18 protein-coding genes are annotated in these 21,975 nt (G+C 40.6%); all 18 read left to right on the plus strand.

What is annotated here, in order from left to right:
* The first annotated feature begins 93 nt into the window (after positions 1-93).
* The 18 genes from pheS to EL140_RS01450 all read left to right on the plus strand — a co-directional run bounded on the left by pheS (position 94) and on the right by EL140_RS01450 (position 21,951).
* Complete coding sequence (pheS, locus tag EL140_RS01365; protein WP_000103738.1) at positions 94-1,140, plus strand: phenylalanine--tRNA ligase subunit alpha; 1,047 nt, start codon at positions 94-96, stop codon at positions 1,138-1,140.
* Between the two features lie 129 nt (positions 1,141-1,269).
* Positions 1,270-3,675, plus strand: coding sequence for a phenylalanine--tRNA ligase subunit beta (gene pheT / locus EL140_RS01370; RefSeq protein WP_002874210.1), 2,406 nt, complete (start codon positions 1,270-1,272; stop codon positions 3,673-3,675).
* Positions 3,676-3,927: 252 nt separating this feature from the next.
* The gene (locus EL140_RS01375; RefSeq protein WP_000895264.1) at positions 3,928-4,821 is read left to right on the plus strand and encodes an ABC transporter ATP-binding protein; all 894 of its coding nucleotides are present in this window, start codon (positions 3,928-3,930) and stop codon (positions 4,819-4,821) included.
* The gene (locus tag EL140_RS01380) at positions 4,818-6,017 is read left to right on the plus strand and encodes an ABC transporter permease (protein WP_001245394.1); all 1,200 of its coding nucleotides are present in this window, start codon (positions 4,818-4,820) and stop codon (positions 6,015-6,017) included. Before EL140_RS01375 ends, EL140_RS01380 begins: the two co-directional genes overlap by 4 nt.
* Positions 6,018-6,227: 210 nt before the next feature.
* Complete coding sequence (gene rplM / locus EL140_RS01385) at positions 6,228-6,674, plus strand: 50S ribosomal protein L13 (RefSeq protein ID WP_002875442.1); 447 nt, start codon at positions 6,228-6,230, stop codon at positions 6,672-6,674.
* 18 nt (positions 6,675-6,692) lie between these two features.
* Positions 6,693-7,085, plus strand: a complete 393-nt coding sequence (rpsI, locus tag EL140_RS01390) for a 30S ribosomal protein S9 (RefSeq protein WP_000075973.1) — start codon at positions 6,693-6,695, stop codon at positions 7,083-7,085.
* Between the two features lie 230 nt (positions 7,086-7,315).
* Positions 7,316-8,281 carry a hypothetical protein gene (locus EL140_RS01395; protein WP_025169028.1) on the plus strand — a complete coding sequence of 322 codons (966 nt, stop codon included), beginning with the start codon at positions 7,316-7,318 and terminating at the stop codon, positions 8,279-8,281.
* A 268-nt stretch (positions 8,282-8,549) separates the two neighbouring features.
* Entirely contained in the window at positions 8,550-9,062 is a 513-nt protein-coding gene (locus EL140_RS01400) for a GNAT family N-acetyltransferase (protein ID WP_000624246.1), read from the plus strand.
* A 285-nt stretch (positions 9,063-9,347) separates the two neighbouring features.
* Complete coding sequence (locus tag EL140_RS01405; RefSeq protein ID WP_000837399.1) at positions 9,348-11,315, plus strand: peptide ABC transporter substrate-binding protein; 1,968 nt, start codon at positions 9,348-9,350, stop codon at positions 11,313-11,315.
* A 146-nt stretch (positions 11,316-11,461) separates the two neighbouring features.
* Positions 11,462-13,423, plus strand: a complete 1,962-nt coding sequence (locus EL140_RS01410; RefSeq protein WP_000571829.1) for a peptide ABC transporter substrate-binding protein — start codon at positions 11,462-11,464, stop codon at positions 13,421-13,423.
* A gap of 191 nt (positions 13,424-13,614) precedes the next feature.
* On the plus strand, positions 13,615-15,060 hold the full coding sequence (cpsA, locus tag EL140_RS01415) for an LCP family glycopolymer transferase CpsA (protein WP_000091221.1): 1,446 nt from the start codon (positions 13,615-13,617) through the stop codon (positions 15,058-15,060).
* 1 nt (position 15,061) lies between these two features.
* On the plus strand, positions 15,062-15,793 hold the full coding sequence (cps4B, locus tag EL140_RS01420) for a capsular polysaccharide biosynthesis protein Cps4B (protein WP_000565325.1): 732 nt from the start codon (positions 15,062-15,064) through the stop codon (positions 15,791-15,793).
* A gap of 8 nt (positions 15,794-15,801) precedes the next feature.
* Positions 15,802-16,494, plus strand: a complete 693-nt coding sequence (gene cpsC, locus EL140_RS01425; RefSeq protein WP_000664126.1) for a capsular polysaccharide biosynthesis protein CpsC — start codon at positions 15,802-15,804, stop codon at positions 16,492-16,494.
* Between the two features lie 9 nt (positions 16,495-16,503).
* Positions 16,504-17,196, plus strand: a complete 693-nt coding sequence (locus EL140_RS01430) for a tyrosine-protein kinase (RefSeq protein WP_001142500.1) — start codon at positions 16,504-16,506, stop codon at positions 17,194-17,196.
* A 22-nt stretch (positions 17,197-17,218) separates the two neighbouring features.
* Positions 17,219-18,586 carry a sugar transferase gene (locus EL140_RS01435; RefSeq protein WP_000391466.1) on the plus strand — a complete coding sequence of 456 codons (1,368 nt, stop codon included), beginning with the start codon at positions 17,219-17,221 and terminating at the stop codon, positions 18,584-18,586.
* 30 nt (positions 18,587-18,616) lie between these two features.
* Positions 18,617-19,789 carry a beta 1-4 rhamnosyltransferase Cps2T gene (cps2T, locus tag EL140_RS01440; protein ID WP_000814500.1) on the plus strand — a complete coding sequence of 391 codons (1,173 nt, stop codon included), beginning with the start codon at positions 18,617-18,619 and terminating at the stop codon, positions 19,787-19,789.
* 3 nt (positions 19,790-19,792) lie between these two features.
* Positions 19,793-20,950 carry a glycosyltransferase family 4 protein gene (locus EL140_RS01445; RefSeq protein WP_000822225.1) on the plus strand — a complete coding sequence of 386 codons (1,158 nt, stop codon included), beginning with the start codon at positions 19,793-19,795 and terminating at the stop codon, positions 20,948-20,950.
* Between the two features lie 2 nt (positions 20,951-20,952).
* Entirely contained in the window at positions 20,953-21,951 is a 999-nt protein-coding gene (locus EL140_RS01450) for a Stealth CR1 domain-containing protein (protein ID WP_001033089.1), read from the plus strand.
* The last annotated feature ends 24 nt before the right edge of the window (positions 21,952-21,975 follow it).

Genomic DNA, 21,975 nt, shown 5'->3' on the forward strand with positions numbered 1-21,975 from the left:
AGATGAAAACGGATGGTACCGCGTGTCAACGCTCCGAGTGGAGTTTTTGGCATGTGGTTTTCTTTTTATCTACGAGGGACTGATGGAGGAATTATGTCAACTATTGAAGAACAATTAAAAGCGCTTCGCGAAGAAACGCTGGCTAGCTTGAAGCAGATTACTGCTGAAAATGAAAAAGAGATGCAGGACTTGCGTGTCTCTGTCCTTGGTAAAAAAGGGTCGCTTACTGAAATCCTCAAAGGGATGAAAGATGTCTCTGCTGATATGCGTCCAATCATCGGGAAACACGTCAATGAAGCGCGTGATGTCTTGACAGCTGCTTTTGAAGAAACAGCTAAGCTCTTGGAAGAAAAGAAAGTAGAAGCTCAACTAGCAAGTGAGAGCATCGATGTGACACTTCCAGGTCGCCCAGTTGCGACTGGTCACCGTCACGTTTTGACACAAACCAGTGAAGAAATCGAAGATATTTTCATTGGGATGGGTTACCAAGTCGTGGATGGTTTTGAAGTGGAGCAAGACTACTACAACTTCGAGCGTATGAACCTTCCAAAAGATCACCCAGCTCGCGATATGCAGGATACTTTCTACATCACAGAAGAAATCTTGCTTCGTACTCACACGTCTCCAGTTCAGGCGCGTGCGATGGATGCTCATGATTTTTCAAAAGGTCCTTTGAAAATGATCTCACCAGGGCGTGTGTTCCGTCGTGACACGGACGATGCGACCCACAGTCACCAATTCCACCAAATCGAAGGCTTGGTTGTTGGGAAAAACATCTCTATGGCAGATCTTCAAGGAACCCTTCAGTTGATTGTGCAAAAAATGTTTGGTGAAGAGCGCCAAATTCGTTTGCGTCCATCGTATTTCCCATTCACAGAGCCATCTGTTGAAGTGGATGTTTCTTGCTTCAAGTGTGGTGGAGAAGGCTGTAACGTATGTAAGAAAACAGGTTGGATTGAGATTATGGGTGCCGGTATGGTTCACCCACGTGTCCTTGAAATGAGTGGAATCGATGCGACTGTTTACTCTGGCTTTGCCTTTGGTCTTGGACAAGAGCGTGTCGCTATGCTCCGTTACGGAATCAACGATATCCGCGGATTCTATCAAGGAGATGTCCGCTTCTCAGAACAGTTTAAATAAGATTGAAACCTAAAACACAGTCCTATACAGTCCTAGTTATTTTCTCTTGATGAGAATGGTGAGGACTGACTCGAAGAAAAAGAAAGGAATTGAAAAGGTCTTATTCGGTGAGATCTTACAATCAGAATTATGCTTGTATCTTATAAATGGTTAAAAGAATTGGTGGACATTGATGTGCCATCACAAGAGTTGGCTGAAAAAATGTCAACTACAGGGATTGAGGTCGAAGGTGTGGAATCACCGGCTGCTGGTCTCTCAAAAATTGTCGTCGGTGAGGTTTTGTCTTGCGAAGATGTGCCAGAAACACACTTGCATGTCTGTCAGGTTAACGTTGGCGAAGAAGAAGCCCGTCAGATCGTTTGTGGTGCCCCAAATGTGCGTACTGGTATCAAGGTCATGGTAGCTCTTCCAGGAGCTCGTATCGCGGACAATTACAAGATTAAAAAAGGGAAAATCCGTGGTTTAGAGTCACTTGGAATGATCTGTTCGCTTGGTGAATTAGGTATTTCTGACTCGGTTGTACCGAAGGAATTCGCAGATGGTATTCAAATCTTGCCTCAAGATGCAGTACCAGGTGAGGAAGTCTTCTCATATCTAGACTTGAATGATGAAATCATCGAACTTTCTATCACACCAAACCGTGCAGACGCTCTATCTATGCGTGGGGTGGCTCATGAAGTGGCAGCCATCTATGACAAGGCAGTCAACTTTAAAGAATTCAGTTTAACAGAAACAAATGAAGCTGCAGCAGACGCCCTTTCTGTAGGCATTGAGACAGACAAGGCGCCTTACTATGCCGCTCGTATCTTGGACAATGTGACCATCGCACCAAGTCCACAATGGTTGCAAAACCTCCTCATGAATGAAGGCATCCGTCCGATCAATAACGTAGTTGACGTAACCAACTACATCCTGCTTTACTTTGGTCAACCGATGCATGCCTTTGACTTGGATACCTTTGAAGGGACTGACATCCGTGTGCGTGAAGCGCGTGCTGGTGAAAAATTTGTGACCTTGGATGGTGAAGAGCGTGACTTGGAAACAAATGACTTAGTCATCACTGTCGCAGACAAGCCAGTAGCCCTTGCAGGTGTTATGGGTGGTCAAGCAACAGAAATCTCTGAAAATTCTAGTCGTGTTGTCCTTGAAGCGGCTGTTTTCAATGGTAAATCCATCCGCAAGACTAGCGGACGCCTCAACCTTCGTTCGGAATCATCTTCTCGCTTTGAAAAAGGGATTAACGTGGCAACTGTTAACGAAGCCCTTGATGCGGCGGCTAGCATGATTGCAGAACTTGCAGGTGCTACGGTGCGTAAGGGCATCGTTTCAGCAGGCCAGCTTGATACTTCTGATGTGGAAGTTTCTTCAACCCTTGCAGACGTTAACCGCGTCCTTGGTACGGAGCTTTCATATGCTGATGTGGAAGATGTCTTCCGTCGTCTTGGCTTTGGACTTTCTGGAAATGAGGAAGCCTTCATTGTCAGCGTCCCACGTCGTCGTTGGGATATCACTATCGAAGCTGACCTCTTTGAAGAAATTGCCCGTATCTATGGTTATGATCGCTTGCCAACCAGTCTTCCAAAAGATGACGGTACAGCTGGTGAATTGACTGCGACACAAAAATTGCGTCGCCAAGTTCGTACTATCGCTGAAGGAGCAGGTTTGACAGAGATCATCACCTACGCTCTGACAACTCCTGAAAAAGCAGTTGAGTTCACAGCTCAACCAAGTAACCTTACAGAACTCATGTGGCCAATGACAGTGGACCGTTCTGTCCTCCGTCAAAATATGGTCTCAGGTATCCTTGATACCGTTGCCTACAACGTGGCTCGTAAGAACAAAAACTTGGCTCTTTACGAGATTGGAAAAGTCTTTGAACAAACAGGCAATCCAAAAGAAGATCTACCAAATGAGATCAATAGTTTTGCCTTTGCCTTGACAGGCTTGGTTGCAGAAAAAGATTTCCAAACGGCAGCAGTTCCAGTTGATTTCTTCTATGCTAAGGGAATCTTAGAAGCGCTCTTTACTCGCTTGGGACTTGCAGTGACCTATACAGCAACAGCTGAGATTGCAAGTCTCCACCCAGGACGTACAGCCGTGATTTCACTCGGCGACCAAGTTCTTGGTTTCCTTGGCCAAGTGCATCCAGTCACTGCCAAGGCTTACGATATCCCAGAAACGTATGTAGCGGAGCTCAACCTTTCCGCCATCGAAGCAGCGCTTCAGCCAGCTGCTCCATTTGTGGAAATCACAAAATTCCCAGCAGTCAGTCGTGACGTGGCTCTACTCCTCAAGGCAGAAGTCACTCATCAAGAAGTTGTAGATGCTATCCAAGCTGCAGGCGTGAAACGTTTGACTGATATCAAACTCTTTGACGTCTTCTCAGGCGAAAAACTGGGAGTTGGCATGAAGTCAATGGCCTATAGCTTGACTTTCCAAAATCCAGAAGATAGCTTAACGGACGAAGAAGTAGCACGTTACATGGAAAAAATCCAAACTTCTCTCGAAGAAAAAGTTCATGCAGAAGTGCGTTAAATTTTCAATCCATCCTTCGGGGTGGGTTTTTAAATTCTTAAAATGCTAGTTCAGGAATAAAAAGCGACAGTTGAGGAAAAAGTCCTCCCAGAAAGTCTTTAATGAGTTATACTAAAGCTATCACTGGAGCGCTTAAAAAACCTTAAATTTGGCAGGTTTTTACTATAAAAATCTCGATAAAAATGGATACAAATGATTGTAAAGGCTATCAAAAAGGAGTATAATAAGTGCAACATATCTCGGAGGTGGAAAATGTTAGAAGTAAGAAATCTAGAGAAAAGTTTCGGTCCCAAGCAAGTCTTGTTTGGTGTCGATTTTCAGGCAAGTCCAGGAAGGATTCTGGGCTTGGTCGGGAAGAATGGTGCTGGGAAAACAACGATTTTCCACAGTATGTTGAAATTTTTAGAGTATCAAGGAGTGATCAGTCTGGATGGGCAGGAGATTCGTCAGGAAACCTACGCTCGGATTGGTTATCTGCCTGAGGAACGCAGCCTCATGCCCAAGTTGACAGTCCTTGAACAAGTTCGTTACTTGGCGACTCTAAAGGGCATGGATGCTAAGGAAGTCAAGGAAAAACTCCCTCAATGGATGGAGAAATTGGAAGTGAAGGGCAAATTGACCGACAAAATCAAGAGCCTCTCCAAAGGGAATCAACAGAAAATTCAGCTGATTATCACCCTAATCCATGAGCCAGACTTGATTATCTTGGATGAGCCTTTTAGTGGTTTGGATCCAGTCAATACCGAGTTGCTCAAACAAGTCATCTTGAAAGAGAAAGAGCGTGGTGCAATCATTATCTTTTCTGACCATGTTATGACCAACGTTGAGGAACTTTGCGATGATATCCTGATGATTCGAGATGGGCGTGTGGTCTTGCATGGACCAGTTCAGGATGTCCGTAATCAATATGGGAAAACACGTCTCTTTGTTTCAAGTGAACGAAGTAAGGAAGAATTGGAAAATCTTCCTCATGTCAAACAGGTGAGCTTGACCAAGCAAGGCAGTTGGAAATTGATCCTAGATGATGAGAGCGCTGGAAGAGAACTCTTCCCAATCCTCACTCAAGGTCAATACATCGCGACCTTTGACCAACAAGCTCCAACAATCGATGAAATCTTTAAACTAGAATCAGGGGTGGAAGTATGAGAAATATGTGGGTTGTAATGAAGGAAACCTATCTTCGACATGTCAAGTCGTGGAGTTTCTTCTTTATGGTGATTTCGCCGTTCCTCTTTTTAGCCTTATCTGTAGGAATCGGCTTTCTCCAAGGGTCTTCTATGGCCAAGAATAGCAAGATAGCAGTAGTAACAACTGTGCCATCTGTGGAAGAAGGGCTCAAGGGTACCAATGGTATCAACTTTGATTATAAGGATGAAGCCAGTGCCCAGGCTGCTATCAAGGATGAGAAAATCAAGGGTTACCTAACCATTGACCAAGAGGACAGCGTCCTCAAGGCCGTCTATCATGGTGAAACTTCTCTTGAAACAGGCATCAAACTAGCAGTAACCAATAAGCTAAACGAACTGCAATACCAACTCAATCGTTCGTCAGCTAATTTGTCTCAAGAACAGGAAAAACGTCTGAGTCAAACCGTTGATTTTACTGAGAAAATTGATGAATCTAAGGAAAACAAAAAAATTGTTCAAACCATTGCGGCCGCAGGGCTTGGTTTCTTCCTTTATATGATTTTGATTACCTATGCTAGTGTCACTGCTCAGGAAGTGGCTAGCGAGAAAGGAACCAAAATCATGGAGGTGGTCTTCTCTAGTATCCGAGCAAGTCATTATTTCTACGCTCGCATGCTGGCTCTACTTCTTGTGATTTTGACTCATATTGGCATTTACGTCGTGGGTGGACTTGCTGCCATTCTGCTCTTTAAAGACATCCCTATCTTGGCACAATCTGGGATTTTAAATCATCTAGGAGAGGCCTTCTCGCTCAATACCTTATTGTTTGTCTTGGTTAGCCTCTTTATGTACGTTGTTTTAGCAGCCTTTCTAGGCTCTATGGTTTCTCGCCCTGAGGATTCAGGAAAGGCCTTGTCGCCATTGATGATCTTGATTATAGCAGGATTTGTCGGTGTGACCTCTCTAGGTGCTGCTGGGGACAATTTAGTTCTGAAAATTGGCTCCTATATTCCTTTCATCTCGACCTTCTTTATGCCATTTAGAGCTATAAATGGGTATGCAAGTGGTCTAGAAGCTTGGATTTCGCTTGCCATAACGGTTGTTTTTGCAGTCACTGCAACAGCCTTTATCGGACGCATGTATGCTAGTCTAGTCCTTCAAACAGATGATTTGGGAATCTGGAAAACCTTTAAACGTGCCTTAGCTTATAAATAGGAGAGCCTCGCAAAAGCGAGGTTTTTCTAGATGTTAAACACTGAAATCGGCAAAAATATTTTTCATATCTATTGACTTTTAGTAGTGAAATTTGGTATGATAGTAGACGGTATTGTTTACCCCATTTGTAAGGCCCCGGAACCTTTCAAATACCCCGCGGACCGGAACATCCGCCCTGTAAACAAAAACGATATTCATATAGGAGAAATCATGAACAAAACTACATTCATGGCTAAACCAGGCCAAGTAGAACGCAAATGGTACGTTGTTGACGCAACTGATGTACCTCTTGGACGCCTTTCAGCAGTTGTTGCTAGCGTACTTCGCGGAAAAAACAAACCAACATTCACACCACACACTGATACAGGTGACTTCGTAATCGTTATCAATGCTGAAAAAGTTAAATTGACTGGTAAAAAAGCAACTGATAAGATCTACTACACTCACTCAAACCACCCAGGTGGATTGAAACAAATCTCTGCTGGTGAACTTCGTTCTAAAAATGCAGTACGTTTGATCGAAAAATCAGTTAAAGGTATGCTTCCACACAATACTCTTGGCCGCGCTCAAGGTATGAAATTGAAAGTATTCATTGGAGCTGAGCACACTCACGCTGCACAACAACCAGAAGTTCTTGATATTTCAGGACTTATCTAAGGAAAGGAACAATAAAGTATGTCACAAGCACAATATGCAGGTACTGGACGTCGTAAAAACGCTGTTGCACGCGTTCGCCTTGTTCCAGGAACTGGTAAAATCACTGTTAACAAAAAAGATGTTGAAGAGTACATCCCACACGCTGACCTTCGTCTTGTTATCAACCAACCATTCGCAGTTACTTCAACTGTAGGTTCATACGACGTTTTCGTTAACGTTGTAGGTGGTGGATACGCTGGTCAATCAGGAGCTATCCGTCACGGTATCGCTCGTGCCCTTCTTCAAGTAGACCCAGACTTCCGCGATTCATTGAAACGCGCAGGACTTCTTACACGTGACTCACGTAAAGTTGAGCGTAAGAAGCCAGGTCTTAAGAAAGCTCGTAAAGCATCACAATTCTCAAAACGTTAATCAATACGATACTATCAACGTTTCGAAACACTTCATGGTTCACATCATGGGGTGTTTTTTGCTTTTCTCGTCTTCTCACGGCATTGCCCATGTGGTATAATGAGACAAGGGTTGCTCCTCGTTTCAGACGAGTTTATGGATTTCAGGATAAGTTAGCAGGTGAGACGAGTATTTCTGTCAGTCTCCTATCTACCTGTTAACAACTGTCCAAAGTAAAAGGAGATTGTAGCTTGGTTTTATTAGTATTAGTGCTTTTGGTTTTGCTCATTCTAATCTTAAAAAGGAAACAGAAAACTGCTAAAAAATCTGAAGGAAACGCCAAGAAAAGAAATTGGCTATTAATAGGTTGCTTATCCATAGTGATCCCAATCGTAATCTTCACAGTGTTCAGTCCTATTCTTGCTCTAATGGATATGTGGGGGCTATTTGCCCATGCAAGTCGAACTGAGATTGAGCAAGCTGTGCATCGTTCTTATCAAAGTTACGGTCTTACAGGACAGTTTGAGTTAGAAAAATACGAGAAAAACTATACAAGTGTGGGAGGATTTATAATCCATGGTACCTATAGTGAAAATATAGCTGGAAAAACCTATCAGGTTAAAACTCGATTTAAATACTATACTCGCTTTTCGAAAAGTGAAACATATGGAAAGACAGATGCAGAGGTTGATCACAAAAATGATAAAAAAATTTATGATGTTTTCCCAGAATTAGCCTATTTAGGGATTGAAGTTAGTTCAGGCACCAGCGAATTTTTAAAAACACTGGACAGTTCAATCAAAGATCCTAAACTGCCTGATTTGAAGTATCAAGGTATTGATTTTGAATTTAATAACCAATCTGATAATATCTATCTTTATAATGAAATATTAGAGGAAAATCAAAGCAAGGGCCAAGCTTTGCAAGGAATGTATCCAATGGATGCTCAATATCTTTTCCAAAAAGAGATTTTTATACCGACATTTGAATTTCAATATTTCGTTCCAAAAGAAAAAAGAGATCTCTTGTATGATGACTATCTTAAAGAGCTTGAAGCGCTCATGAAGGAATTTTTTGCCAACCAACCCCTACCACGCGGTCTTTATGCTGTCAAAATTGCTAAGTATAAAGAGGATAAACTTGTCAATGATAGTGGTGTATACTATGTGAGGATTGAAAATCGGCAAGTTGTAAAGCTGTTGCAAAAATTAGAGTAGGAGTTGCTAGGGCGATACCGGTCAGATATTCGTGAAATAGGTATTTTATGGAGTGCAAATTTATCATTTTTTGTATAAGGAAGGAACGAATCTATTTGAAAATGTGAAAATTCCTGCGGAAAACTCAGTAGATGGACAGGAACATATTGTCAATAGTCAGGAAGAGTTTATTACATACTATCGTAATAAGGAAAAAGGGGACCCTAATAAAAGGTAGTCAAACTCTATCTAACAATATTTTTACTAAGAAGAGAAGGGAAGTTTTGTAATGATTAGTTTAGAGCTGTTGTCTGAGGAAAATAGTCTAGACGTTTATTCTTTTGAAAAAGAAAATCGAGAGTATTTTGAACGAAATTTACCTCCTAGACCAGCTAACTATTTTGATTTAGAAGGTTTTAAAGAAATCACGAGGGAATTGTTAACAGAACAAACGAATCGGAATGTCTACATGCATCTTATCAGAGATTCGCAAGGTATGATGGTCGGGAGAATCAATTTAAGTGTTTTAGAGAATGATCGAACAACAGCAGAGCTTGGGTATAGGATTGGGGAAAATGTTAGGAACTTAGGCTATGCTAGCGAAGCGGTTAAACTCGTTTTAGACAAGGCCTTCATGACTTATGGTTTCAATAGAATCATTGCAGGAACGGCAACGGGTAATCTAGCCTCTCAGAGGGTGCTTATAAAAAATGGCTTCACCTTTAGTAGGATGATAGAAAATGACTTATACATTCATAATGAGTGGGTTCATACAGCAATATTTGAGATAAGGAGGTCATAATATCATCATTTCCAGTCTACTGACAAGGTTAACGGAGTTATAATCTGTCCAGACATTCAAGAATATTTTCTTGGATGTTTTTTTGTTCAGAATCTCCGGGTGTGTCTGTTAAAATTTGATTTTCCCAGTGGACAATCGTCCGCTTTTTTGCTTTTTGGTAAAAATTATATAGAAAAATCTTTAAAAAATATTTGTTAGAATTTTCTAAAAAATCTGGCGAAAGTTCTTGCTTTTATGAAAAAATAGGGTATAATGGTGAAAACACTATCTTTAAGGAGATTACTTATGAAATCGAAAAAGTGGCTCTTAGGAGCAGGTGCTGTTTTGAGTGCAGCCCTACTGTTAACTGCTTGTGGGCAAAGTGAAAAGAGAGCGGATGCTCCCAAGACATTCTCTTATGTCTACGCTATGGATCCATCTTCTTTGGACTATAGTGTGACTAGCAAGAGCTCAACCTCTGACGTTATAGCAAACGTTGTTGATGGTCTTTTGGAAAATGATAAGTATGGGAACTTAATTCCATCACTTGCAGAAGACTGGTCTGTTTCAAAGGATGGTTTGACTTACACCTACAAACTTCGTAAGGGTGTAAAATGGTATACTTCTGATGGAGAAGAATACGCTGAAGTTAAAGCTAAAGACTTTGTTACTGGGCTTAAACATGCCGCTGACGGAAAATCAGATGGTCTTTCTTTGATTCAGGATTCTATCAAAGGTTTGGCAGAGTATATTAGTGGTGAGAGCAATGATTTCTCTACCGTAGGAGTTAAGGCTGTTGATGATTATACGGTAGAATACACGCTCAACAAACCAGAAAGTTTCTGGAACTCTAAGGTCACAACGGCAACCATGCTTCCGGTTAATGAAGAATTTTTGAATTCTAAAGGGAGCGACTACGGTGCACCAACTCCATCGGGTATCCTATATAATGGTCCTTATTTCTTGAAATCATTGACTTCAAAATCAGTCATTGAATATGAAAAGAATCCAAACTACTGGGATAAGGACAATGTTAAGATTGACAATATTAAACTAACTTTCTACGATGGATCAGACCAAGAATCTTTGATTCGTAGCTTTACACAAGGAGCTTATACAACAGCCCGTCTCTTCCCAACAAGCTCAAACTTTGAGTCGACTAAACAAGAGTACGGCGATAAGATTGTTTACAGTCCACAAGAAGCGACAAGCTACTACCTCACTGTTAACGTAAACCGCCAATCTTACAATAAAACAGCCAAAACAGACGAAGCTCAAAAAACATCAACGAAAGAAGCTCTTCTCAACAAGAACTTCCGTCAGGCGCTGAACTTTGCTCTTGACCGTCATTCTTATACTGCTCAGTTGAATGGTGAAGAAGGTGCGAACAAGATTATCCGTAACAGCCTAGTGCCTCATGACTACGTTCAAGTGGGTGAAAAAACCTTTGGAGAGTTGGCGCAGGCAGAGCTCGTTTCATATGGAGACCAGTGGAAAGATGTAGCCCTTACAGATGGCAAGGATACGATTTACAGTCCTGAAAAAGCTAAGGTAGCCTTTGCTAAAGCAAAGGAAGAATTGCAAGCCAAGGGTGTTACCTTCCCAATCCATTTGGATATCCCGGTTGAACAAACAGATGTAATCGCGGTTCAACAAACCAACTCACTCAAGCAGTCTATCGAATCATCACTTGGTACTGAAAATGTCATTGTTGATGTCCTTCAAATGACCGATAATGAGAAAATAAGCATCACGTCTCAAGCCAAGGTTCCATCCCAAAAAGACTATGACTTGAACGGAACTGGTTGGGGACCAGACTATCAAGACCCAGCTACCTATCTCAACATTCTTGATGCTAAGAAGGGTTCTGCCCTTAAACACTTGGGGATCAATCGCGGAAAAGATCCAGAAGTGATGGCTCAAGTTGGACTGGACGAATACAAGAAACTCTTGGATGATGCTGCAGCTGAAACTAGCGACCTTAATAAGCGTTATGAAAAATACGCTAAAGCTCAAGCTTGGGTATCGGATAGTTCACTTTTAATCCCAGTTGCTTCTTCAGGTGGTTCTCCAACGGTTAGCCGTACTGTACCATTCACAAAAGCTTACTCTCAAGTCGGGATCAAGGGAGACCCATTTGTGTTCAAAGGTTTGGAGTTGCAAAATGATGTTGTGACTGCAAAAGAATACGAAGAAGCCTTCAAGAAATGGCAACAAGAAAAAATCGAAACAAATGCCAAATACCAAAAAGAACTTGAAAAACACGTCAAGTAATCTATAAATAGAAAAGGAAGTTGCAGGAAACTGTGCTTCCTTTTTGTTTTGAGACACCAGTTGTCATAAAAGCAGTAACTTTACATTTTTGAATAAATTTGATAAAATATGGCTATGTTATAAAAAGTGACATAAAGGAGTGAATAATGATCGAAATGAAAAAAAGACTGATTGGGACAGGTCTTGTCTTAGCGACCGGGATTTTGCTTTCGGCATGTGGACAGTCCAACACAGATACTAGCACTTATTCATCAACATTTAGTGCGAATCCAACAACTTTTAACTATCTCCTAGATTATTATGCAGATAACACTGCCGTTATTACCAATCTTGTAGATGGTTTGTTAGAAAATGACAGCTATGGGAACCTCGTACCTGCTCTTGCAGAGGATTGGTCTGTTTCATCAGATGGTTTGACCTATACCTACAAGCTTAGAAAAGATGCCAAGTGGTATACGGCTGATGGTGAGGAATACGCTTCAGTCAAAGCTCAGGATTTTGTCACTGGGATCAAATATGCCGCGGACAATAAGGGGCAAGCCATGGATCTGATCCAAAATTCAATCAAGGGATTGAATGACTATGTGACGGGTGTGACCAATGACTTTTCAACTGTCGGTGTCAAAGCCTTGGATGATTACACAGTCGAGTACACTTTGACTCGACCAGAACCGTATTGGAATTCAAAGACAACCAATAGTATTCTTTTCCCAGTCAACGAAGAGTTCTTGAAATCAAAGGATAAAGATTTTGGTACCTTGACACCAGACAGTATCCTTTATAACGGTCCCTATCTGTTAAAAGATTTCACATCAAAATCTTCGATCGAATATGTGAAGAATCCACACTATTATGACCATGATAAAGTAACCATTGAAAAAGTTAAGTTAGCTTACTTTGATGGATCAGATCAGGAGATGACCATTCGAAACTTTGAAAGTGGTGCTTACTCGATTGCAGGAGTCTATCCAAATAGTTCGAACTATGCTAAGACAAAAGAAAAATACCAAGACAATATCGTCTATAGTTTACAAGACAAGACTTCTTGGTACTTCAACTTTAACGTCAACCGCAAAACCTATAATCATACCGCTAAAACAACGGATGAACAAAAGAAATCAGCTCAAACAGCTATCTTAAATAAAAATTTCCGTCAAGCTATCAACTTTGGTATTGATCGAACAGCCTACTCTGCTCAATCTAACGGTGAAGAAGCAGCGAGCAAAACCCTTCGTAATACTCTAGTTCCTCCAACATTTGTCCAGGTGGGAGATAAGACCTTTGGAGAAGTAACAGCTTCTAAGCTTGTGAACTACGGAACTGAGTGGTCAGGTATCAATTTGGCAGATGCTCAAGATGCCTACTTTAACAAGGAAAAGGCCCAAGCAAAATTTGCGGAAGCTAAAAAGGAATTGGAAGCCCAAGGCGTGACTTTCCCAATCCATTTGGATGTCCCTGTTGATCAGACGAATAAAAATGCGGTCTCTGGTATGAACTCGGTCAAACAAACCCTTGAAACAGTACTAGGTTCTGACAATATCGTCATTGATGTTCAACAGCTTTCTACAGATGACTTTGGAAATGTTGCCTTCCTAGCACCAAATCCAGCAGCTCGTGACTACGACCTAAACTTTGATGGTTGGGTTGGTGATTACCAGGATCCATCAACTTATCTAGATCCCTTCAATGCTGAAACTGGCTTCTATCTCAAGATTTTTGGTCTTGATGCCAAGGAAGACCAAGAGCTCATTAAGAGTTTGGGGCTCGATATCTATACGAAACTTCTAAAAGAAGCAGATGCTGAGAATAAAGATGTCACTAAGCGTTATGAAAAATACGCTGAAGCTCAAGCTTGGATGATTGACAATTCTCTAGTTATGTCTGCTATGTCAAATGGTGGTACAGCCTCTGTAACCAAAGTAACTCCGTTTACACGTGCCTACTCCCTAGTGGGAATCAAGGGTGACGGAAATAATTATAAGTACATGAGATTACAAAAAGACCCTGTTACCAAGAAACAATTTGATGAAGCCAAGGCTAAGTGGGAAGAAGAAAGTAAAAAAGCTATCGAAAAGAGCCAAAAAGAGTTTGAAAACCACGTAAAATAAGATTACAGACAAGGTTGCCCCTGAGCGCCTTGTCTTTTTGTGCAGAATGGCATTTGGAACTTTGCTTATATTTTAGAGCAACTTAAGAGAACAAAAGCGAATGAAAACGCTGAAAATAGCAAGGATGGATGGAATTTCCATCATGATTGTGATATAATATTTATAACTATTAACGTGTATAGGGGATTATCATGAGTAGACGTTCAAAGAGAGCTCGTTTAGGGAATGTGAAACGAAATATTAATATAGTTTTGGCAACCATTTATTTATTATTGAGTGGTTTTTTGCTGTTCTTAATTTTTAAACATAATATCTTAGCTTTTCGGTACCTCAATATCCTTACGGCGGTTCTTATTTTTATTTCTGCTGTAATTGCAATCCTTCTGATAGTGTATAAAAAAGCCGAGAAGTTTACGGTTTTCTTTTTGACACTTGCTATCGTAGTTAGCTCCGTTTCTCTCTATGCTTTGCAACAGTTTGTCGGTTTTACCAATCATATCAATGCGACCTCAAACTACTCAGAGTATTCGATGAGTGTGGTCGTTTTGAAAGATAGTGAAATCAATAATGTGACCCAGTTGGATAGTGTAACAGGTCCGACTGAAACAGATAATGATAATATCCAAAAGTTGGTGGCGGATATTAAGACGACACAGAGTAAAGACTTGACAGTTGAACAGAGTACTTCTTATCTAGCAGCTTATAAGAGTCTGCTTTCTGGCGAAACGAAAGCAATTGTCTTAAATAGTGTTTTTGAAAATATCATTGAAGCAGAGTATCCAGATTATGCTTCAAAAATCAAAAAAATCTATACAAAACAATTAACTAAGGATGTAGCGGCACCAAAGGTATCAAAGAATAAAGCTTTCAATATTTATGTGAGTGGTATTGATACCTATGGTCCGATTAGTTCCGTTTCGCGTTCAGATGTAAACATTTTGATGACTGTGAACCGAGATACCAAGAAAATCCTTCTGACTACAACGCCTCGAGATTCCTATGTTCCGATAGCGGATGGGGGAAATAATCAAAAGGATAAATTGACCCACGCTGGGATTTATGGAGTGGACTCGTCGATTCATACCTTGGAAAAACTCTATGGGGTGGATATTAACTATTATGTGCGCTTGAACTTTACCTCTTTCTTGAAGTTGATTGACCTTTTAGGTGGCGTTGATGTCTATAATGATCAGGATTTCACTTCTTTGCATGGCAAGTACCATTTCCCTGTTGGGAATGTCCATCTAGACTCTGAGCAGGCTCTTGGTTTTGTCCGTGAGCGCTACTCTCTAGCAGATGGAGATCGTGACCGTGGTCGGAACCAACAAAAGGTTATTGTAGCTGTTATTCAGAAGTTGACATCAACCGAAGCTTTGAAGAACTATGACAATATCATCCAAGGATTGCAAGATTCTCTTCAGACCAATATGCCTTTGGAAACCATGATGGATCTAGTCAATACTCAATTGGAGAGTGGCGGTAACTACAAAGTCAACTCTCAAGACTTGAAGGGGACAGGACGCACGGATCTTCCTTCATACGCTATGCCAGATAGTAACCTCTACATGATGGAAATCGATGAAAGTAGCTTGGCTGCCGCCAAAGCTGCTATCAATGATGTGATGGAGGGCAAGTAGCATGATAGATATCCATTCGCACATCGTTTTCGATGTGGATGATGGTCCAAAGTCAATAGAGGACAGTAAAAAACTACTTAGAGAGGCCTATAGTCAAGGAGTGAGGACAATTGTTTCCACTTCGCATAGACGAAAAGGGATGTTCGAAACTCCTGAAGAAAAAATCGCAACTAACTTTTTGAAGGTGCGAGAAATGGCTAAGGAAGTTGCGGATGACTTAATCATTGCCTATGGGGCAGAAATCTACTATACGCCAGATGTTGTTGAGAAGTTGGAAAAGAAATTAATCCCAACCCTCAACGATAGTCGCTATGCTTTGATTGAGTTTAGTATGAATACAGCTTATCGGGATATACATAAGGGGCTGAGTAATATTCTAATGTTAGGCATTACACCCGTCATTGCCCACATTGAACGTTACGATGCTTTAGAAAACAATGAAAATCGCGTGCGAGAGCTGATTGATATGGGATGTTATACTCAAATTAATAGTTCTCATGTTTTGAAACCAAAACTCTTCGGAGAAACTTATAAATTTATGAAAAAGAGAGCCCAGTATTTCTTGGAACGAGATCTGGTTCACGTGATAGCAAGTGATATGCACAACTTGGATCACAGACCTCCTCATATGGAGGAAGCCTATGATATCATTGCCAAAAAATACAGTGAAGATAAGGCTAAGGAACTTTTTAAGGATAATCCCCGAAAAATAATAATGGATCAATTGATTTAGGAGAAAAAATGAAAGAACAAAATATGATGGAAATCGATGTATTTCACTTACTTAAAATCCTTTGGAAGCGAAAATTGTTAATTGCTTTGGTAGCATTCGTGACAGGGATAGTAGCATTTGCCTACAGTAGTTTTATTGTGAAGCCGGAGTTTACGAGTACGACCAGAATTTATGTGGTCAATCGTAATCAGGGAGATAAGCCTGGCTTGACTAACCAAGATTTGCAAGCAGGATCTTACTTGGTAAAAGACTATCGCGAAATCATTCTCTCGCAAGACGTTTTAGAGAAGGTTGCGACTGATTTGAAACTAGAACTCCCTCCAAAAGGTCTAGCTAGTAAAATCAAGGTAACAGTTCCAGTGGATACGCGTATTGTATCGATTTCTGTTACAGACCGTGCACCTGAGGAAGCTAGCCGTATCGCCAACTCTTTGAGAGAGGTTGCGGCTCAAAAGATCATCAGCGTCACTCGCGTTTCGGATGTGACAACACTTGAAGAAGCACGCCCTGCAACATCGCCATCTTCACCAAATATTCGTCGCAATACCATGGTTGGATTCCTTGCGGGGGCGGTTGTGATGGTTGTCACAGTTCTCCTTGTTGAGCTCTTGGATACACGAGTGAAACGTCCAGAAGATATTGAGGACGTGATGCAAATTGCACTATTGGGAGTAGTTCCAAATTTGGATAAATTGAAATAGGAGAGAAAAATGCCAACGTTAGAAATTGCACAAAAAAAATTAGATTTGGCAAGAAAAGCAGAAGAATACTACAATGCCCTTCGCACCAATATTCAATTGAGTGGGAATAACTTGAAAGTGATTGCGATCACGTCTGTAAAACCGGGTGAAGGGAAGTCAACTACTTCTACCAATATTGCTTGGGCTTTCGCGCGTGCGGGCTATAAGACGCTGTTGATTGATGCGGATATCCGTAATTCAGTCATGTCAGGTGTCTTTAAATCACGGGAAAAGATTACAGGCCTAACAGAGTTCTTGTCAGGCACAACAGACCTATCACAAGGTTTATGTGAAACCAATGTTGAAAATTTGTTTGTCATTCAAGCGGGTTCTGTATCACCAAACCCAACAGCTTTGTTACAAAGTGAAAATTTTGCGACCATGATTGACACCTTACGTAAGTACTTTGACTACATCGTTGTAGATACTGCTCCGATTGGAGTTGTTATCGATGCGGCGATTATCACGCAGAAGTGTGACGCTTCTGTTTTAGTAACTGCTGCTGGTGAAACAAATCGTCGTGATGTCCAAAAAGCTAAAGAACAACTCGAACAAACAGGCAAACCATTCTTAGGAATTGTGCTTAATAAACTCAATACTTCAGTTGAAAAATATGGCTCCTATGGAGCATATGGAAACTATGGGAATTATGGCAAAAAATAATAAATAGTTTAGGGAAGATATTATGGAAGAAAAGGGATTGAAGATTACTTTGGCGACAATCCAGAGTTTTCTTGTCATTTTATTAGCTTATTTACTTAGTTTTGTTAAGGAAACAGAGATTGTAAATACTTCTGTTATTATCTTGTTCATTCTTCATTTTTTTATTTTTTATATCAGTGATTATGGGCATGATTTTTTTAAAAGGGGTTATTTAGCAGAGTTTATCAACACTGCAAAGTACATTGTGTTCTTTGCTTTAGCTATCAGTATTTCGAATTTTTTCTTAGAAGATCGTTTTAGTATCTCTAGACGAGGGATGATTTATTTTTTGACAATACACTCTATTCTGTTGTATTTGTTGAATCTGTGCATTAAACGCTATAGAAAACGCATCTTTCCAAATCTCAAGGGGAGTAAGAAGATATTCTTGATAACAGCGACCTCTAGGGTTGAAAAAGTCATCGATAGGCTGATAGAGTCGGGAGAAATTTTTTGGAATTTGGTGGCGGTCAGTGTTTTAGACCAGCCTGATTTTCAGCATCAAACCTTAACCGTTGTACCTGCTGAGAACATCTTAGACTTTGCTACTCATGAAGTTGTCGATGAGGTCTTTATCAATCTACCAAGTGAAGAGTACGACATCGGGGAGTTTATCTCACTTTTTGAGACAATGGGAATTGATGTTACAGTTAATCTGAATGCTTTTAATAACTATCTAGGTAGTGATAAAAAGATTCGTGGGATGGCAGGGCTGAATGTTATCACGTTTTCTACAAAATTTTATAAGACCAGTCATGTCATTGCCAAACGTTTCATTGATATTGTCGGTTCGATTGTCGGATTGATTATTTGTGGTTTGGTGAGCATTGTTTTGGTTCCGATGATTCGACAAGATGGTGGGCCAGCGATTTTTTCTCAAACGCGTATTGGAAAAAATGGTCGACATTTCACTTTCTATAAATTTAGATCTATGTGCGTGAATGCTGAGCAGCGGAAACAAGAACTTTTGGCGCAAAATACTATGCAGGGGGGCATGTTTAAGGTCGATGATGATCCTCGTATCACTCCAATTGGTCGCTTTATTCGTAAGACCAGCCTAGATGAGTTACCGCAGTTTTGGAATGTTTTAATGGGAGATATGAGTCTGGTCGGAACCCGTCCCCCAACAGTGGATGAGTATGAAAAATATACACCTGAGCAAAAACGTCGATTGAGTTTTAAACCTGGGATAACAGGCTTGTGGCAAGTCAGCGGGCGAAGTGAGATCAAGGATTTCAATGAAGTTGTTAAATTAGATGTGGCCTATATTGATGATTGGACTATTTGGAAAGATATTGAAATATTGTTAAAGACCGTTAAAGTTGTATTTATGAGAGATGGGGCGAAGTAATTTCTGCCCTTCAGTCCTGTTAGGAGAGAAATGAAACAGTCAGTTTATATTATTGGTTCAAAGGGGATTCCTGCTAAGTATGGAGGATTTGAAACCTTTGTTGAAAAATTAACCGAATATCAAAAAGACAGCAACATACAATACTATGTTGCTTGTATGCGTGAAAATTCAGCTAAATCTGGCATTACGGATGACCAGTTTGAGCACAATGGGGCCATTTGTTTCAACATTGATGTGCCTAATATTGGTCCGGCTCGTGCTATCGCTTACGATATTGCAGCAGTCAATAAGGCTATTGAATTGGCTAGGGAAAACAAGGACGAGGCTCCTATTTTTTACATTCTAGCTTGTCGAATTGGACCGTTTATTTCTGGCCTTAAGAAAAAGATTCGTGCGATTGGTGGTCGGTTGCTGGTAAATCCAGATGGTCATGAATGGCTACGAGCAAAATGGAGCCTGCCAGTTCGTAAGTACTGGAAATTCTCAGAGCAACTCATGGTCAAGCATGCTGATTTATTGGTATGTGATAGCAAAAATATCGAAAAATATATCCAAGAGGATTATAAGCAGTATCAACCAAAGACCACTTATATTGCCTATGGGACAGACACTGCTCCTTCAAACCTGAAGGCAGAAGATACCAAGGTTCGGAACTGGTATCAGGAAAAAGGTGTTAGCGAAAATGGCTATTATCTAGTGGTGGGACGATTCGTTCCTGAAAACAACTACGAAACCATGATTCGTGAATTTATCAAGTCCAAATCTAAGAAGGACTTTGTCCTTATCACAAATGTGGAGCAGAATAAATTTTACGATCAGTTATTACAGGATACTGGTTTTGACAAAGATCCTAGGGTTAAATTTGTCGGTACGGTCTATGACCAAGAGTTGCTCAAGTATATTCGTGAGCATGCCTTTGCCTATTTCCATGGACATGAGGTTGGAGGAACCAACCCTTCTCTACTGGAAGCTCTAGCATCTACAAAACTGAATTTGTTGCTAGATGTTGGCTTTAACCGTGAGGTTGGTGAAGACGGGGCCATTTATTGGAAAAAAGATGAGTTGGCACGCATCATTGAGGAAACAGAAGGATTTAATCAGGCAGCAATAGCTGACTTGGATTTCAAGTCAAGCCAAAGAATCCTCTCAGCTTTCACATGGGAAAAGATTGTGTCAGATTATGAAGAAGTGTTTAAAGGGTAAAGAATGAAACGGATTTTATACTTGCATGCTGGTGCAGAAATGTATGGAGCAGATAAGGTTTTACTGGAATTGATCAAAGGATTGGATTCCAAAGAATTTGAAGCTCATGTCATCCTGCCAAATGATGGTGTTTTAGTCGAGGCCTTGCGTCAGGTTGGGGCTCAGGTCAGCGTGTTGGATTATCCGATTTTACGTAGAAAATACTTTAATCCTGAGGGAATTTTAGAATACCTGAAATCCTATCGTCGCTATTCTCAAAAAATCGCCCAATATGTGCGTGAGAATGGGATAGATCTTGTTCATAACAATACGACAGCAGTTCTGGAAGGGATCTATCTCAAGAGAAAAGTAAAACTCCCCTTAATTTGGCATGTTCATGAGATTATTGTCAAGCCCAAGGCTATTTCAGATTTTATCAACTTTTTGATGGGGCGATATGCAGATAAGATCGTAACAGTATCTCAAGCTGTTGCCAGTCATGTCAAGCAGTCTCCTTTTATCAATGACAGCCAAGTAGAAGTGATTTATAACGGTGTGGACAATGCGGTTTATCATTCGATGCAAGCAAACACAGTGCGTGAACAATTTGCTATCTCAGAAGAGGCTCTTGTCATTGGTATGGTTGGCCGCGTCAACGCTTGGAAGGGACAAGGAGATTTTCTAGAAGCAGTGACGCCGATTTTGGAGCAGAATCCCAATGCCATCGCTTTTCTGGCAGGAAGTGCCTTTGCGGGTGAAGAGTGGCGAGTTGATGAGCTCGAGTCTAAGATTGCCAAATCAAGTGTAGCCTCACAAATCAAACGAATTGACTATTATGAGCATACGACTGAGCTTTATAATATGTTTGATATCTTTGTCTTACCAAGTACTAATCCCGATCCACTACCGACAGTGGTATTAGAGGCAATGGCTTGTGGCAAGCCAGTAGTTGGTTACCGTCATGGTGGTGTTTGCGAAATGGTAAAAGAAGGTATAAATGGCTTACTGGCCACTCCAAATCAACCAGCAGAACTCTCAAAAGTCATTCAAGAATTGGTGGAGGATCCAGAGAAAAGAAACCAATTTGGCCAAGCATCAGTAGAAAGACAAAGAGAATTATTTTCTTTGGAGAGTTACATCAAGAACTTCTCGGAGTTGTATAAAACAGATAGAAAAGATTAGTTATGAATAAAATAGATTTTGTTGTTACTTGGGTTGATGGTGGAGATCCAATTTGGCAAGCCAAGAAAGCTAAATATTCTGGAGCTGTGGATACTTCTAAAAACAGCATGAATTCTGTGAAAGCCTACCGTGATTGGGGAACTTTTAAATACTGGTTTAGGGGGGTTGAAAAGTTTGCTCCTTGGGTCAATAAGGTCTACCTCGTGACCGACCAGCAAAAGCCAAGCTGGTTAGAGTTAAATAGTGAAAAATTGGTCTTGGTAGATCATACAGAGATTATCTGTAATGACTATCTACCAGTTTTTTCTGCCAATCCTATCGAAAGTAATATTCACCGTATTCCCGGACTCTCTGAGCACTTTGTCTTTTTCAATGATGACGTTTATCTCACTGCTCCAGTTACGCCGACGGATTTCTTCTCTGAAGAAGGACTGCCAAAGTATAACACAGCCTTATCACCGATTGTTCCAGAACGATATGGGACAGGTCATTTTCAAGTGAACGATATGGAAATTGTGACTAGTTATTTTACTAGAGATGAGATCTTGAAAAATGGAAAATTTTTATCTCTTAAGCAGGGCTTAAAAAATATTGTCAAGACTCTGCTCTATAGAAATAGTAAATTTATTTGTGGTTTTTGGGAAAATCATTTAACCCATCCTCTCTTAAAGTCAACTATGGAACTGGTATGGGAAAAAGAAACCGCCATTTTGGAAAAAACGTCAGCTAGTCGCTTTAGAAGCCCATCTGACACCAATATTTGGCTCTTTAAATATTGGCAGATTGCTAGTGGGAAATATGAGGTTGCTGATCCTAATTTGGGCGATTTATTTTCTCTAGATAATGCAGGTCCAGAATTTTGGAAACTTTTAAATTCTGGGAAATATAAAGTGATGTGTATCAATGATGGCTTTAATGTTCAAAATGAAGAACAAGTCATGACTGATTTTATCAAAGCGATGGATCAACTATTTTCAGAAAAAAGTTCATTTGAGCTTTGAAATTTCTAATTGAGTAAGAGAAAG

The organism is Streptococcus oralis ATCC 35037, assembly GCF_900637025.1.
In the GTDB taxonomy this organism is placed as follows: Bacteria; Bacillota; Bacilli; order Lactobacillales; family Streptococcaceae; genus Streptococcus; species Streptococcus oralis.

What these genes read in the sequence shown, in the direction of transcription:
- pheS (WP_000103738.1), top strand. Translation starts at nt 94, where the DNA reads ATGTCAACTATTGAAGAACAATTAAAAGCGCTTCGCGAAGAAACGCTG.
- pheT (WP_002874210.1), top strand. Translation starts at nt 1,270, where the DNA reads ATGCTTGTATCTTATAAATGGTTAAAAGAATTGGTGGACATTGATGTG.
- EL140_RS01375 (WP_000895264.1), top strand. Translation starts at nt 3,928, where the DNA reads ATGTTAGAAGTAAGAAATCTAGAGAAAAGTTTCGGTCCCAAGCAAGTC.
- EL140_RS01380 (WP_001245394.1), top strand. Translation starts at nt 4,818, where the DNA reads ATGAGAAATATGTGGGTTGTAATGAAGGAAACCTATCTTCGACATGTC.
- rplM (WP_002875442.1), top strand. Translation starts at nt 6,228, where the DNA reads ATGAACAAAACTACATTCATGGCTAAACCAGGCCAAGTAGAACGCAAA.
- rpsI (WP_000075973.1), top strand. Translation starts at nt 6,693, where the DNA reads ATGTCACAAGCACAATATGCAGGTACTGGACGTCGTAAAAACGCTGTT.
- EL140_RS01400 (WP_000624246.1), top strand. Translation starts at nt 8,550, where the DNA reads ATGATTAGTTTAGAGCTGTTGTCTGAGGAAAATAGTCTAGACGTTTAT.
- EL140_RS01405 (WP_000837399.1), top strand. Translation starts at nt 9,348, where the DNA reads ATGAAATCGAAAAAGTGGCTCTTAGGAGCAGGTGCTGTTTTGAGTGCA.
- EL140_RS01410 (WP_000571829.1), top strand. Translation starts at nt 11,462, where the DNA reads ATGATCGAAATGAAAAAAAGACTGATTGGGACAGGTCTTGTCTTAGCG.
- cpsA (WP_000091221.1), top strand. Translation starts at nt 13,615, where the DNA reads ATGAGTAGACGTTCAAAGAGAGCTCGTTTAGGGAATGTGAAACGAAAT.
- cps4B (WP_000565325.1), top strand. Translation starts at nt 15,062, where the DNA reads ATGATAGATATCCATTCGCACATCGTTTTCGATGTGGATGATGGTCCA.
- cpsC (WP_000664126.1), top strand. Translation starts at nt 15,802, where the DNA reads ATGAAAGAACAAAATATGATGGAAATCGATGTATTTCACTTACTTAAA.
- EL140_RS01430 (WP_001142500.1), top strand. Translation starts at nt 16,504, where the DNA reads ATGCCAACGTTAGAAATTGCACAAAAAAAATTAGATTTGGCAAGAAAA.
- EL140_RS01435 (WP_000391466.1), top strand. Translation starts at nt 17,219, where the DNA reads ATGGAAGAAAAGGGATTGAAGATTACTTTGGCGACAATCCAGAGTTTT.
- cps2T (WP_000814500.1), top strand. Translation starts at nt 18,617, where the DNA reads ATGAAACAGTCAGTTTATATTATTGGTTCAAAGGGGATTCCTGCTAAG.
- EL140_RS01445 (WP_000822225.1), top strand. Translation starts at nt 19,793, where the DNA reads ATGAAACGGATTTTATACTTGCATGCTGGTGCAGAAATGTATGGAGCA.
- EL140_RS01450 (WP_001033089.1), top strand. Translation starts at nt 20,953, where the DNA reads ATGAATAAAATAGATTTTGTTGTTACTTGGGTTGATGGTGGAGATCCA.